The organism is Nonomuraea sp. AD125B (assembly GCF_041402765.1).
GTDB classification, from domain to species: Bacteria; Actinomycetota; Actinomycetes; order Streptosporangiales; family Streptosporangiaceae; genus Nonomuraea; species Nonomuraea bangladeshensis.
In genome coordinates, this window is record NZ_JBGLOU010000011.1 from 134,081 (window position 1) to 147,536 (window position 13,456).

Annotated in this window: 15 protein-coding genes and 1 pseudogene; 12 read left to right on the forward strand and 4 right to left on the reverse strand. The window is 72.3% G+C overall.

Features of this window, described 5'->3' with window-relative positions:
• The first annotated feature begins 66 nt into the window (after window positions 1-66).
• The 10 genes and pseudogenes from ACBR40_RS27940 to ACBR40_RS27985 all read left to right on the forward strand — a co-directional run bounded on the left by ACBR40_RS27940 (window position 67) and on the right by ACBR40_RS27985 (window position 7,208).
• The gene (locus ACBR40_RS27940) at window positions 67-2,838 is read left to right on the forward strand and encodes a glycoside hydrolase family 3 C-terminal domain-containing protein (RefSeq protein WP_371250690.1); all 2,772 of its coding nucleotides are present in this window, start codon (window positions 67-69) and stop codon (window positions 2,836-2,838) included.
• Window positions 2,835-3,563, forward strand: a pseudogene (locus tag ACBR40_RS27945) (LacI family DNA-binding transcriptional regulator); the annotation flags it as partial. The gene ACBR40_RS27940 and the pseudogene ACBR40_RS27945, both read left to right, overlap by 4 nt.
• A gap of 51 nt (window positions 3,564-3,614) precedes the next feature.
• A complete protein-coding gene (locus ACBR40_RS27950) occupies window positions 3,615-4,415 on the forward strand; it encodes a GvpL/GvpF family gas vesicle protein (protein ID WP_344217026.1) in 801 nt (266 codons plus the stop codon).
• A gap of 3 nt (window positions 4,416-4,418) precedes the next feature.
• Window positions 4,419-4,643: a gas vesicle protein GvpG gene (locus tag ACBR40_RS27955; protein WP_344217028.1), complete on the forward strand. Its 225-nt coding sequence runs from the start codon at window positions 4,419-4,421 to the stop codon at window positions 4,641-4,643.
• A gap of 3 nt (window positions 4,644-4,646) precedes the next feature.
• Window positions 4,647-4,946, forward strand: a complete 300-nt coding sequence (locus ACBR40_RS27960) for a gas vesicle protein (RefSeq protein WP_344217030.1) — start codon at window positions 4,647-4,649, stop codon at window positions 4,944-4,946.
• A gap of 13 nt (window positions 4,947-4,959) precedes the next feature.
• Entirely contained in the window at window positions 4,960-5,298 is a 339-nt protein-coding gene (gvpJ, locus tag ACBR40_RS27965) for a gas vesicle protein GvpJ (RefSeq protein ID WP_344217032.1), read from the forward strand.
• The gene (locus ACBR40_RS27970) at window positions 5,291-6,049 is read left to right on the forward strand and encodes a GvpL/GvpF family gas vesicle protein (RefSeq protein ID WP_371250691.1); all 759 of its coding nucleotides are present in this window, start codon (window positions 5,291-5,293) and stop codon (window positions 6,047-6,049) included. The genes gvpJ and ACBR40_RS27970 overlap by 8 nt, the downstream gene beginning before the upstream one ends.
• The gene (locus tag ACBR40_RS27975; RefSeq protein WP_344217036.1) at window positions 6,046-6,264 is read left to right on the forward strand and encodes a gas vesicle protein; all 219 of its coding nucleotides are present in this window, start codon (window positions 6,046-6,048) and stop codon (window positions 6,262-6,264) included. The genes ACBR40_RS27970 and ACBR40_RS27975 overlap by 4 nt, the downstream gene beginning before the upstream one ends.
• Window positions 6,261-6,551 carry a gas vesicle protein K gene (locus tag ACBR40_RS27980; protein WP_344217038.1) on the forward strand — a complete coding sequence of 97 codons (291 nt, stop codon included), beginning with the start codon at window positions 6,261-6,263 and terminating at the stop codon, window positions 6,549-6,551. The genes ACBR40_RS27975 and ACBR40_RS27980 overlap by 4 nt, the downstream gene beginning before the upstream one ends.
• 27 nt (window positions 6,552-6,578) lie before the next feature.
• Entirely contained in the window at window positions 6,579-7,208 is a 630-nt protein-coding gene (locus tag ACBR40_RS27985) for a TetR family transcriptional regulator (RefSeq protein WP_344217041.1), read from the forward strand.
• On the opposite strand, the gene ACBR40_RS27990 is transcribed toward ACBR40_RS27985, so the two are convergent.
• The 4 genes from ACBR40_RS27990 to ACBR40_RS28005 form a co-directional block, all read right to left on the reverse strand.
• Complete coding sequence (locus tag ACBR40_RS27990) at window positions 7,189-7,719, reverse strand: GNAT family N-acetyltransferase (protein WP_371250692.1); 531 nt, start codon at window positions 7,717-7,719, stop codon at window positions 7,189-7,191. The two genes, ACBR40_RS27985 and ACBR40_RS27990, sit on opposite strands and share 20 nt — an antisense overlap.
• 93 nt (window positions 7,720-7,812) lie before the next feature.
• Entirely contained in the window at window positions 7,813-9,054 is a 1,242-nt protein-coding gene (locus ACBR40_RS27995) for a hypothetical protein (RefSeq protein ID WP_371250693.1), read from the reverse strand.
• 222 nt (window positions 9,055-9,276) lie between these two features.
• Complete coding sequence (locus ACBR40_RS28000) at window positions 9,277-11,025, reverse strand: biotin carboxylase N-terminal domain-containing protein (protein WP_371250694.1); 1,749 nt, start codon at window positions 11,023-11,025, stop codon at window positions 9,277-9,279.
• Window positions 11,026-11,054: 29 nt separating this feature from the next.
• Window positions 11,055-11,774 (reverse strand): SDR family NAD(P)-dependent oxidoreductase, encoded by a 720-nt coding sequence (locus ACBR40_RS28005; RefSeq protein WP_371250695.1) that lies wholly within the window; start codon window positions 11,772-11,774, stop codon window positions 11,055-11,057.
• Window positions 11,775-11,918: 144 nt separating this feature from the next.
• On the opposite strand from ACBR40_RS28005, the gene ACBR40_RS28010 reads away from it, so the two are divergent.
• Window positions 11,919-12,191 carry a WXG100 family type VII secretion target gene (locus ACBR40_RS28010; RefSeq protein WP_026214895.1) on the forward strand — a complete coding sequence of 91 codons (273 nt, stop codon included), beginning with the start codon at window positions 11,919-11,921 and terminating at the stop codon, window positions 12,189-12,191.
• Window positions 12,192-12,273: 82 nt separating this feature from the next.
• A complete protein-coding gene (locus ACBR40_RS28015) occupies window positions 12,274-13,425 on the forward strand; it encodes a S8 family serine peptidase (RefSeq protein WP_344210442.1) in 1,152 nt (383 codons plus the stop codon).
• Window positions 13,426-13,456 lie beyond the last annotated feature (31 nt).

Genomic DNA, 13,456 nt, shown 5'->3' on the forward strand with positions numbered 1-13,456 from the left:
CCCACCGAAATGTCCGCGTAACTTCCCCAGGCCGGTCGTCGAAGCGCTTCGACACTCTTTCGAGGGATGACCATGCACGAACCCCCCTTCCGAGACCCGTCGGCCCCCCTGACCGACCGGATCGACGACCTGGTGCGCAGGCTCACGCTCGCGGAGAAGGTCGGCCTGCTCCACCAGTACCAGGCACCGGTCGAGCGGCTGGGGCTCGGCCCGTTCCGCACCGGCACCGAGGCGCTGCACGGGCTGGCGTGGCTGGGCCCGGCCACGGTGTTCCCGCAGGCCGTCGGCCTGGCCTCGACCTGGGACCTCGACCTCGTCCGCCGGGTCGGCGAGGCCACCGGCGAGGAGGTCGTGGCCTTCCACCACAAGGACCCGGCCGGAGCCGGGCTCAACGTGTGGGCCCCCGTGGTCAACCCGCTGCGCGACCCGCGCTGGGGCAGGAACGAGGAAGGCTACTCGGAGGACCCCTGGCTGACCGGCGTCATGGGGGCGGCGTACGCGCACGGTCTTCGTGGGAGCGCTCCCGAAAGGCTGAGGACCGCCCCCACCCTCAAGCACTTCCTCGCCTACAACAACGAGACCGACCGCTGCACCACCTCCAGCGGCCTGCCGCCGCGCGTGCTGCACGAGTACGAGCTGCCCGCCTTCCGCCCGGCCGTCGAGCAGGGCGCGGCCGTGGCCGTCATGCCCTCCTACAACCTGGTCAACGGCCGGCCCGCGCACCTCAGCCCGCTCATCAACGAGCTCCTGCGCGCCTGGGCGCCGGACGAGCTGCTGGTCGTCAGCGACGCGTACGCCCCCGGCAACCTCACCGGCATCCAGGGCTACCACGACACGCCCGCCGAGGCGTACGCGCACGCCGTCAAGGCCGGGCTGGACAGCTTCACCCAGGACGACGACCGCCCCGAGACCACCCTCGCCCACCTGCGCGCCGCCCTCGACCAGGGGCTGCTGGCCGAGTCCGACGTGGACACGGCGGTGCGGCACGTGCTGTCGATCAGGTTCAGGCTCGGCGAGTTCGACCCGGCGAGGCCGTACGACGAGATCACCGACGGCGTGGTCAACTGCCCCGAGCACCAGGCGCTGGCCAGGGAGGCGGCCCGCCGCTCGATCGTGCTGCTGCGCAACGACGGCCTGCTGCCGCTCTCCGGCCGCCCCCGGATCGCGGTCATCGGCCAGCTCGGCGACACGCTCATGGAGGACTGGTACAGCGGCACCCTGCCCTACTCCGTCACCGCCCGCGCCGGGCTGGCCGAGCGCGGCGAGACGGTCTTCTGCGAGGCCGTGGACCGGGTGACGTTCACGGCCGAGGCCGGCCCGGTCAGCGCCGATCCCGCCGGAGGGCCGCTCAGCGCCGGAGCGGCCGAGGCGGGCGCGTTCGACCTGTTCGACTGGGGCGGCGGGGCGTACGCGCTGCGCTCGGTCACGACCGGCCGCTACGTCTCGGTGAACGACGGCACCCTGGTCAACGACCAGCCGGGCCCGAACGGGTGGGAGGTGCGCGAGACGTTCCGCATGGAGGAGCGCCCGCGCGGCACGCTCGCCCTGCGCCACATCTCGTCCGGCTGCTACGTCGGCGCCGCGCACGACGGCGTGCTGCGCCTGGTGGACGACGCAGACCAGGCCGTCTGGCTGGCCATGGACGTGGTGCGCAGCGGCGTCGAGCAGGCCGCGGCGCTCGCCGCCGCGGCCGACGTGGCGGTCGTCGTGGTCGGCGACCATCCGCTGGTGAACGGCCGCGAGACCGAGGACCGCCTGACCCTCGCCCTCGCCCCCGCCCAGAACGCCGTGCTCACCGCCGTGCGCAAGGCCAACCCGCGCACCGTCATGGTCATCACCAGCGGCTACCCGCTCACCTGGACCGACGACGAGGTGCCGGCCGTGCTGTGGTCGGCGCACGGCGGCCAGGAGTACGGCCACGCCCTGGCCGAGGTGCTGTTCGGCGACGCCGACCCCGAGGGCCGCCTCACCCAGACCTGGTACCGCTCCGAGCAGGAGCTGCCCGACCTGCTCGACTACGACATCATCGCCTCCGACGCCACCTACCTGTACTTCCGCGGCACCCCGCTGCACCCCTTCGGCCACGGCCTCAGCTACACCACCTTCGACTACGCAGACCTTCGGGTGTCGGTCGAGGACGGCACGGTCACGGCGCGGGCCACGGTGACCAACACCGGCGACCGGCCCGGCGTCGAGGTCGTGCAGTTCTACACCCACCAGCAGCGCTCCCGCGTCAAGCAGCCGCTGCGCCGGCTGCGCGGCTTCGAGAAGGTACGCCTGGAGCCCGGCGAGAGCCGCGTCGTCACGCTCGCCCTGCCGGTCGCCGAGCTGTCCTTCTGGGACGTGACCCGCGACCGGTTCGTCGTGGAGCACGCCCCGCACCAGCTCATGGTCGGCCGCAGCGCCACCGACCTGCGGCTGAGCGCCCGCTTCGAGGTGGAAGGCGAGGTCGTCCCGCCCCAGCGGGGCCCGCTGCGCGCCGCCGCCCACGACGAGTACGACGCCATCACCTTCACGGCCGAGACCCGGCAGGCCGGCGACGCCGTACGCGCCGACGCCGAGGGCGCCTGGATCCTGTTCCGCCAGGTGGACCTGACCGGCGTGCGGAGCTGCGTGGCCACGGCCGGCGGCGCGGAGGGCGGCATGATCACCCTGCGCCGCGGCGACCCGCTCCACGGTCAGGAGCTGGCGACCTTCCCCGTCCCGAGGACAGACCGGTACGACCACCAGGCCATCACCTCCTCCCTTGCGCCCGCCGACGGAGTGCACGATCTTTATGTCGTGTTCGAGAACGACGGCGTGCGGCTGGTCCGGCTCGACTTCGGAGCCGGGGCTTGAGCCGGCGCACCGTCACCATCTCCGAGGTCGCCAAGCACGCGGGCGTGGCGGTGAGCACGGTGTCGTACGTGCTCAGCGGCAAGCGCACGATCTCGGCCGACACCCGGCGGCGCGTGCTCGACAGCATCAGCGCGCTCGGCTACCACCCCAACGCCGGCGCCCGCGCGCTGGCCAGCAAACGGTCCAACGTGATCGCCCTGGTGCTGCCGCTGCGGGCCGGCATGCACGTGCCGGTGCTGATGCGCTTCGCCAGCGCGGTCGTCACCGCCGCCCGCCGCTTCGACCACGACGTGCTGCTGCTGACCGCCGACGAGGGCACGGCCGGCATCCGCAGGGTGGCGGCGAGCGCGCTGGTGGACGCGCTGGTCCTCATGGACGTCGAGCTGGACGACCGCCGCGTCCCGCTGCTGCGCGAGCTGGCCGAGCCGAGCGTGCTCATCGGCTTCCCCGCCCGCCCGGCCGGGCTGACCTGCGTGGACCTCGACTTCCACGCGGCCGGGGCGCGCTGCGCCGAGCACCTGGCCGAGCGCGGCCACCAGGAGATCGCGCTGCTCGGCGCGCCCTCGGTGGTCTACGACCGGGGCACCGGCTTCGCCACCCGCACCCGCGACGGCTTCGCGGCCGCCGTGGCCGACCTCGGGCTGAAGGGTGTGGCGCTGCCCTGCGAGGAGACCTTCGACGAGGTCTACGAGACCGTACGCGACCTGCTGCTCGACCACGCCGGACAGGCGGCCAAGCAGCAGGAGACCCGCGTCGAGCGAGAGGACAGGTAGGAGATGGGACGACCGGCCAAGGCGCGGGGCGCGCCCGAGCAGGACGCCGAGGTCACCCTCGGCGTCTACGTCTACGGCATTGTGCCCGCGGGCACGAAGGTGCCGCCGGACGAGCAGGGACTCGGCGACCCGGCCGGCGAGGTGCGCCTCGTCCGCCACGGCGACATCGGCGCCCTCGTCAGCGAGGTCGACGTCGACCGGCCGCTCGGCAGGCCCGGCGACTTCCTCGCCCACGAGCGGCTGCTCGACGCCGTCTCCCGCACGGCCGCGGTGCTGCCGTTCCGCTTCGGCTCGGTGCTGACGAACGAGGAGGCCGTCACGGAGGAGCTGCTCGCGCCGCACCACGACGACTTCCTCGCCGCGCTCGACGAGCTGGAGGGCTGCGCCGAGTACATCGTCAAGGGCCGCTACGTCGAGGAGGCCCTCATGGGCGAGATCCTCGCCGAGAACCCGGAGGCCGCGAGCCTGCGCGAGGCCATCCGCGGCACCTCCGAGGACGCCACCAGGAACGAGCGCATCAGGCTCGGCGAGATCATCGCGGCGAGCGTCGAGGCCAAACGCGACCTGGACACGCGTACGATGCTCGACGCCCTGGACGGCTGCTACGCCCAGGCGGTCATCAGGGAGCCGTCGCACGAGCAGGACGCGGTCAACCTCGCCCTGCTCATGCGCGCCGACGAGCAGGAGACCCTGGAGCGGCAGCTCGGCGACTTCGCCGAGAGCTGGGCCGGCCGGGTGAACATCCGGCTGCTCGGGCCGCTCGCGCCGTACGACTTCGTCGTCGCGCAGGCGGCCGAGGAGTGAGGCGTGAACCTGTTCGTCGAGCTGCTCCTCCTGCCGATCGCGCCGGTGCGGTTCGTGGTCAAGCTGGGCGAGATCATCCAGGACCAGGCGGAGCAGCAGACGAAGAGCCCCGTCGCGATCCGGCGGCAGTTGGAGGAGATCGACGCGGCCCTGGAGGCCGGACGGATCTCGGAGGAGGAGCACGACGAGGCCGTCACCCTCGTGCTCCGCAGAGCTACAGGGAGGTGACCGATGCCCGAAACGGATGAGCGGCGGGCCGCGGGCGCGCTGAGCGCCGGCACGGCCGGCGAGGCGGCGCTGCGTCTCATCGCCGACCTCACGACCAAGGAGACCGAGGGGGTGACCGCGGTCACCCCGGCCGAGGACGGCTGGATCGTCAGCGTGGAGGTCGTCGAGGACCGCCGGATCCCCTCCACCGGCGACATCCTCGCGCTCTACCAGGTGGAGATCGACGAGGAGGGGAACTTGCTGGCATACAAGAGGCTGCGCCGCTACCGGCGAGGCAGCAGCGACAACGGGGAGAACGCATGAGCGCGGGCGTGACGTGGACACGGTAGCGAGCCGCGGGCCGGTCGGACGCCCCTCGTACGGGCCGAGCTCGACCGGCCACGAGGCGGCCAACCTGGGCGACATCCTGGAACGGGTGCTCGACCGGGGCATCGTCATCGCCGGCGACATCCGGGTCAACCTGCTCGACATCGAGCTGCTGACGATCAAGCTGCGGCTGGTCATCGCGTCCGTGGACACCGCGCGGGAGCTCGGCATCGACTGGTGGAAGCACGACCCGTTCCTGTCCGGCAGGGACAGGGAGCTGGTCGACGAGAACCGCCGGCTGCGCCGCCGCCTCGCCGCCATCGAGGACCGGAGAGCCGTCGATGAGTGACACGGGGACCTACCTGTACGCGGTCGCCCGCGACGAGGTGCCCGCCTGCCCGCCTGGCGTCGCGGACGCCGACGTGCGCACGATCGTGCGCGGCGGGCTGGTCGCGTACGTGAGCAGCGTGCCCATGGAACGCTTCGCCGAGGAGCCGCTGCGCCGTTCCCTGGAGGACATGGACTGGCTGGCCGGCACCGCCCGCGCCCACCACCGCGTGGTGGACGCCGTGGCGGCCGCCACCCCGACCGCGCCCGTGCGCCTGGTCACCGTCTACGACGGCGACGAGCAGGTGAGCGACCTGCTGGAGCGCCGGGCCGACGACTTCGCCGAGGTGCTGGAGCAGGTCACCGGGCGCAGGGAGTGGGGCGTCAAGGCGTTCGCCGACCCCACGTCGGAGGAGCGGCCGGACGAGCGGCCCTCCTGCGAGAAGCCCGGCAAACCGGGCACCGCCTACCTCCAGCGGCGGCGGGCGAACCTGCGCGGACGCGAGCAGAACAGGCGGCAGGCGCTGGCGCGGGCCGAGCACATCCACGCCGCCCTCGCCACGGTCGCCGTCGCCAGCCGGCGGCACCGCCCGCAGGATCCGCGCCTGTCGGGGCGTGCGGACTGGATGCTGCTCAACGGGGCCTACCTGGTGGACGAGGGCCGGGTCGCGGAGTTCGCGACCATGGCCGGGCAGCTGGGCGGCGGAGGGGTCGAGGTGACGGTGACGGGGCCGTGGGCGCCGTACTCGTTCACGGTGATGGAGACCCGGTGACGGAGGCGCTGCTGAAGGGGGCGTCCGCCGACGAGATCATCCTGAGCGACCGGTTGCCGGCCGAGCGGGTCTCGCTCGTGGACCTGCTGGACCGGCTGCTCGCCGGCGGGGTCGTCCTGAGCGGCGACATCGTCCTGTCCATCGCGGACATCGACCTGGTGTGCATCTCGCTGCGGACGGTCTTCGCCTCCGCCGACACCCTGGAGGACGGATGAGCGAGGAGGGCGCCCGCTGGCGCATCGCCGCCGACCCGGACACGGTCCAGCGCGACCTGTCCCGCCTCGTCCTCACCATCGTCGAGCTGGTACGCCAGCTCGTCGAGCGCCAGTGCGTCCGCAGGATGGACGCGGGCAACCTGACCGACGAGCAGGTGGAGGCCCTGGGGATCACGCTGATGCGCCTGGAGGAGGCCATGGGGGAGCTGTGCGAACGCTTCGAGCTGACCCCGGCCGACCTCAATCTCGACCTCGGCCCGCTCGGCACCCTCCTGCCGGCCGAGTGACCTCCGCGCGAGTGGTACGAATTACTCATGCGAGTAACGTCCGGCGGACACACCTTCACGGGGGCGGCCCGGCGCGCGCAGATCGTGGCCGCCACCATCGACACGATCGCCGAGCTCGGCTACAACCAGGCGAGCTTCGCCAGGATCGCCGCGCGGGCGGGGCTGAGCAGCACGCGGCTGATCTCGTACCACTTCGCGGGCAAGGACGAGCTGATGGCGGCCGTGCTGGCGGAGGTGCTGGGGGAGCTGGGCCGGCACATGACCGAGCAGGTGGGCGCGGCCCCCGACGCCCGGGGGCGGCTGCGGGCCTACATCACCGGGCTGGTCGGGTTCGTCGCGGAGCACCGGGAGCGGATGAAGGCGGTCATGGAGATCTTCCTGCATCCCCGGGGCGAGCGCGCGTTCTACGGCCCCGAGGAGGACGGCGACACGCTCGGGCACCTGGAGGCCATCCTGCGGGACGGGCAGGAACGTGGCGAGTTCCGCCCCTTCGACACCTTCGTCATGGCCGCGGCGATCCAGCGGAGCATCGACGGGCTGCCGTTCCTGCTCCAGACCCGGCCCGAGCTGGACCTGGAGGTCTACGCGCGGGAGCTGGCCACGGCCTTCGACCTGGCGACCCGGGCGCCCGCCGGTCTCACACCATCTCCGCCGTGACGGCCCAGCGCTCGTGGTCGCGCCAGGCGCCGTCGATGAACTGGAAGTTCGGCGAATAGCCCTCGCGCTGGAAGCCGGCCCGCTTGGCCAGGTTGATCGAGGCGGTGTTGCCCGGCTGGATGTTGGCCTCCAGCCGGTGCAGCCCCAGCTCCTCGAAGGCGTACGAAACCAGCAGCCGCAGTCCCTCGGTCATATAACCGCGGCCCGCCGACGGGGCGTAGGCCGCGTAGCCGACGGTGCCGGACTGATGGGTGCCGCGGACGATGTTGTTGACGTTGATCCGGCCGGCGATCTCGCCGGTGTCGAGCCGGCAGACCACGAAGCCCTCGTGCGCGCCGCCGTCGAACCGGCCCAGGTAGCTCTCGAACTCCTCGCGGGTGATGATCGGCGCCCCGGGCAGCCACGGGCCGTGCAGGTCGAGGCTCTCCTTGTTCAGCGCCACGATCTCGGCCGCGTCGTCCATGACGAGGTGACGAAGGCCGACCCGGTCGCCGTACGCGAGGTAGCTCATTCGCCCGATCCTACGCATACCGCCCGCTCCGCACAGGGAAACGCCCCTCGCGGATGGTCCGCGAGGGGCGTCGCCGGGTGCTCGGGTGAGTGGTTACCAGTCGCCGCCGCCGAAATCGCCGCCGCCGAAGTCACCGCCGCCGAAGTCGCCTCCGCCACCGAAGTCGCCCCAGCCGCCGAAGTCACCGCCACCGCCGCCGTCGGCGTAGCCCTCGGCGTAACCGGCGCCGTAGCCGCCGTGGCCGAAGCCGCCGAGCATGCTGCCCATCATGGTGCCGATGAACATGCCGGTCATGACGTCGCCGAAGCCGCCGTAGTAGCCGTAGGCGTAGGGCTGGTAGGCCGGGCCCGCGTCGTAGTAGGGGCGGCGCTGGCCGTCGACCATGACCTCACGCATCTGCGGGTCGAAGCCGCGCTCCACGGCCTCGGCGTCGGCCCGGCAGGCGGGCACGTCGCGGACGGCGCCGCCGGGCGGGGCCCAGCGCACGTCGCGGACGGACGGGCCGTGCTGCGGGTTGAAGAAGCAGGGGGCGCGCCGCTCGGGCACCGGCTGGTTGTTGACCTTGGCCTTGACCACGGCCAGCGCGTAGCGGCCGTCCTCAAGGGTCTGGGTCACGTCGCGCACCTGGTCGGCGCGCTCCACCGTGGCGAGCTGGGTCTTGGCCTTCTCGTAGGAGTCGAGCGCGGTCTCCCACTCCTGGATGTGCTGACCGCCCTCGCCGGCGAGCTTGACGTCGGTGTCGAGCGCGGTGATCTCCTCGCCCAGCTTGGTGACGTCCTCGTCGACGGTCTGCTTGACCGCGGCGAGGTCCTTGGCGTCCTGGATGGCCTGCTTCTTCTTCTTGTTCCTGGAGTAGAGGAAGTAGCCGCCGCCGCCGACCAGGGCCAGCGTGCCGAGGCCGACCAGCGCGGCGGTGCCGCCGGCGCCGGGGTTGGCCTGGCTGCTCGGGCTGAGCGCGGACTTGTCGCGGGCCATGGCGAGGTCGACGCGGTGGGCGAAGTCCTTGAACCCGTCGACCACGTCGGAGTTGGCGCTGGTGGCGCGGTTGGACAACTGGGCCGCGAGGTTCTGCGGCATGGCGGTGGACGCCACGAACATCGTCATGCCGTCGAGCACCACGACGGTGGCGCTGGGCCGGCCCGCGCTCTTCAGAGCCGAGGTGAGCTGGCCGGTGTAGGACGCGACGTTGCTCTGGTCGATCGTGCCGTCGGGCAGCGCCACGGCATAGATCTTGCTGTCGGCCCCCTTCAGCGCGTCATTGATCTCGCTCTGCTGGTCGGACGTCAACGGGGAGCCGGACTCCGTGTAGAGCGGGGCCTTCTTCCAATGCGACACAACCGACTGGGCATCAGGGGGAGCCGCCGCGTTGGCGGCAGGGGACAGCGCAAGAACGACGAATAGACCGGCGATCAGAGCCGCGATCGCGGCCCCTGCTCGGCGCAGCGAATGGGTCATTGGCAGCAAGCCTCCTTCGCCCATGAGGACGAACGGGCGGTCGGCAAAGTTCCTCACCGTTCACGCTACCGGATCTGTCCGCGCCGCTCGGGCCTCCTGGCGTCAGGCGTCCTTGATCTCGCAGATCACCGCGCCGGAGGTCACCGTCTGCCCGATGGCCGCCGCCAGGCCGGTGACGGTGCCGGACTTGTGCGCGGTGAGCGGCTGCTCCATCTTCATGGCCTCCAGCACCACGATCGTGTCGCCCTCGGCCACGGTGTCGCCGTCGGCGGCCACCACCTTGACGATCGTGCCCTGCATCGGGCTGACCAGGGTGTCACCCCCGGCGGCCGGCTTGCGGGCCCCTGCGCGAGCGCGCTTCTGGGGCGCTCTGTTCGCCGAGGGCGTAGCGGCGGCCGCGCCGAGCCCGGCCGGCAGGAGGACTTCGAGCCGCTTGCCGCCGACTTCCACGGTCACCCGCTCGCGCGCCGCCTCCTCGCCCGTGGCCACGGCCCCCTGGTACGGCTCGACCGTGTTGTCCCACTCGGTCTCGATCCACCGGGTGTGCACGGAGAACGGCTCCCCGGTGAACGCCGGATCCGTCACGACGGCCCGGTGGAAGGGCAGCACGGTCGGCATCCCGTCGATCTCGAACTCGGCCAGCGCCCGGCGAGCCCGGTCGAGCGCCTCGCGCCGGTCGCGCCCGGTGACGACGAGCTTGGCCACGAGCGAGTCGAACGCCCCCGGCACCGTCATCCCCGCCTCGTAGCCGGCGTCCAGGCGCACGCCGGGACCGGCCGGTGGGCGCATCGAGGTGAGCGTCCCCGGCGCGGGCAGGAACCCCCGCCCGGCGTCCTCGGCGTTGACGCGGAACTCGATGGAGTGGCCGCGCAGCGGCGGGTCGTCGTAGCCGAGGGCCTCGCCGCCCGCGATGCGGAACATCTCGCGGACCAGGTCGACGCCGGCGACCTCCTCGGTGACCGGGTGCTCGACCTGGAGGCGGGTGTTGACCTCCAGGAAGGAGACGGTGCCGTCCTGGCCGACGAGGAACTCGCAGGTGCCGGCGCCGACGTAGCCGGCCTCGCGCAGGATGGCCTTGGAGGACTCGCGCAGCAGCCTTTCCTGCTCGGCGGTGAGGAAGGGGGCCGGGGCCTCCTCGACCAGTTTCTGGTGGCGGCGCTGGAGGGAGCAGTCGCGGGTGGAGACCACGACGACGGTGCCGTGGGCGTCGGCCAGGCACTGGGTCTCGACGTGGCGGGGCCGGTCGAGGTAGCGCTCGACGAAGCACTCGCCGCGCCCGAAGGCGGCCACCGCCTCGCGGACCGCGGACTCGTACAGCTCGGGGATCTCCTCCAGGGTGCGGGCGACCTTCAGGCCGCGTCCGCCGCCGCCGTACGCGGCCTTGATCGCGATCGGCAGGCCGTGCTGCTCGGCGAAGGCGACGACCTCGTCCGCGCCGGAGACCGGGTCCTTGGTGCCGGCGACCAGCGGCGCGCCGACCTTCTGGGCGATGTGCCTGGCCTGCACCTTGTCGCCGAGCGCGGCGATGGCGGCGGGCGGCGGGCCGATCCAGGTCAGCCCGGCGTCGATGACCGCCCGCGCGAAGGCGGCGTTCTCCGACAGGAAGCCGTAGCCGGGGTGCACGGCGTCGGCGCCGCTGCGGGCGGCCACGTCGAGCAGCTTGGCGATGTCGAGGTAGGTCTCGGCGGGCGACTGCCCGCCCAGCGCGTACGCCTCGTCCGCGACCCTCACGTGCAGGGCGTCGAGGTCCTGGTCGGCGTAGACCGCCACGCTGCCGATCCCGGCGTCCTTGCACGCGCGGGCCACCCGTACGGCGATCTCCCCGCGATTGGCGATCAGCACCTTCCGCACCGACGACCGTCCTTCCAGAAATCGATGGTTCAGCGGCCCAGGTAGGCGCCGCCGTTGACGTGGAGCACCTGCCCGGTGACGTGCCCGGCTCCCTCGCCCGCCAGGAACAGAACGGTGTCGGCCACGTCGGACGGCGTGCCGGGGCGGCCGTTGCGGGTGTTGTCCACACGGGCCCTGATGCCGTCCTCGGTGAGGCGGCCGCGGAAGAACTCGGTGTCGAGGACGAGGCCGGGGGAGACCACGTTGGCCGTGATGCCGCGCGGGCCCAGCTCGGCGGCCAGGTCGGCGGTCCAGGACTCCAGGGCGGCCTTGGCGGCGCCGTACGAGCCCGAGCCGGTGCCGCGGGCGGCGATCGAGCCGATGGAGATCACCCGCCCGCTGTCGCTCAGGCGCGGGGCCAGCGCGGTCGTGACGAGCACCGCGGACATGAGGTTGGCGTTGAGGTTGGCCCACCACGCCTCGGCGACGTCCATGAGGTCGCCGGGCTGCTTGCGGTCGAGGTTGGTGTTGCCGCCGGCGTTGTTGACCAGCACGTCCACGCGCTGGGGCAGCGCGCCGAGCGCTTCCTGGACGGCGACCGGGCTGGCGGCGTTGAAGACCACGTGGTCGGCGCCGATGCGGCCCGCGGCCTCCTTCAGCACGTGCTCGCGGCGGCCGGTGATCGTGACGTGCTCGCCCCGTGAGGCGAACGCCACGGCGATCGCGTAACCGATGCCGGTGCCGCCGCCCGTCACCACAACTTCGCGCATGACCGGACGAACCTCCGCGTGAAAATCCCGAATGTTCCTCGCGTAGACCATAGCCGCTCGGCATAACCCGGACGAAGACCAGTGGGCCCGCTTAGTGTGATGGCGCTTTCACACGGTCCAGTTCACCCGGTCCAGGAGGTATGCATGAGCCAGAGTATGCTCGGCGGCGACCCCGCGGAAATGCAGCAGATGGCCAGCCAGTTCACCCAGCAGTCAGAAGCGGTCCGCACCACGATGACCGCGCTCGACCGCGAGGCGGCCAAGGTCGGCACCGCGTGGACGGGCCCGGGCGCGCAGCGTTTCCAGCAGGCCTGGCAGAACTACCGCACCGCGTTCCAGCGGATGACCGAGGAGCTGCAGGAGGCCTCGCGGGTCATCGGCACCTACCGGCAGAACATCGAGTCCGCCACGAAGTGAGCAACGGAACGAGGCCCTGGCGACCGGCCGGGGCTTCCTTCCGTTGAACCCGGGCGGGCCGGGAGATATACCCTCTTTCGACATGATCGGTCGCGCCCTCCTGGCGAGCCTGCTCGCGCTGAACCTCGCCGCGGCCCCCGCCGCGGCGGCCACCGTCGCGGACGACGACTGCAAGCCGAAGAAGGGGACCGTCAAGATCCCCGTCACCGAGCCGTGGGCGCAGAAACGGCTCGACATCAAGTCCGCCTGGCGGCTCACCCGCGGCGCGGGTGTGACGGTGGCGGTCCTCGACAGCGGCTTTGATCAGCACCCGCAGGTCCAGATCTCCAAGATCGTGGACGAGACGCACACCGGCTACCGTGACTGCGTCGGCCACGGCACCGCCGTCTCCGGCATCATCGGTGCCCGTTACGTGGCCGGGGTCTCCTTCCACGGCGTCGCGCCGGAAGCCCGGCTGCTCATGTTCAAGCAGAGCAACAAGCCCGAGGGCGTGCTCACCAACCTGGTCAACGCCATCAACGACGCGGTGGACGCCAAACCGGACGTCATCAACGTGTCCGTGCGCGCCTCCGACAACCCGTCGCTGCGGGCCGCGATCCAGCGAGCGCTGGACAACGACATCGTCGTGGTGGCCGCCGCCGGCAACATCACCAAACCGGACGAAGAGTCCGAACCCGCCTACCCGGCGGCCTATGACGGTGTGCTGGCGGTGGGCGCGGCCACGCCGGACGGCCGCCGCGCCGACTCCTCCAACGCCGCCACCCCGGTCGGCGTGCTCGGCCCCGGCACCGACATCACCGCCCCCTGGCCGGGCCGCTCCTTCATGCGCGGGCTGCAGGGCACGAGCTTCGCCTCGCCGTACGTGGCGGGCACCGCCGCCCTGGTCCGGGCCCGTTTCCCCCGGCTCAACCAGGAGCAGGTGCGCCGGCGCATCATCGCCACCGCCGACGGCACCTCCGGCGCCGGCACCGGGACGGGCATGGTCAACCCGTTGCTGGCGCTCACCGCCGTGCTGCCGTACGAGGACGCGAACGGCCCCGTGGTGGCCGAGCCGCCGCCCGCCGCGCTGCCGGCGAACGCCGTGGCGAAGGCCCCGCCGCGCGACGAGACGGCGATCGGCGTCGCGATGGCGGTGGGGGCGGGGGCGCTCATGGCGATGCTGGTCGCGGGCGCGCTCGTGCTGCTGGTCCCGCGCGGGCGGCAGCGCGGGTGGCGTCCCGGACGGGCGTCCTAACTGTTACTCCACGGTGTCCCAAAGCGTTACT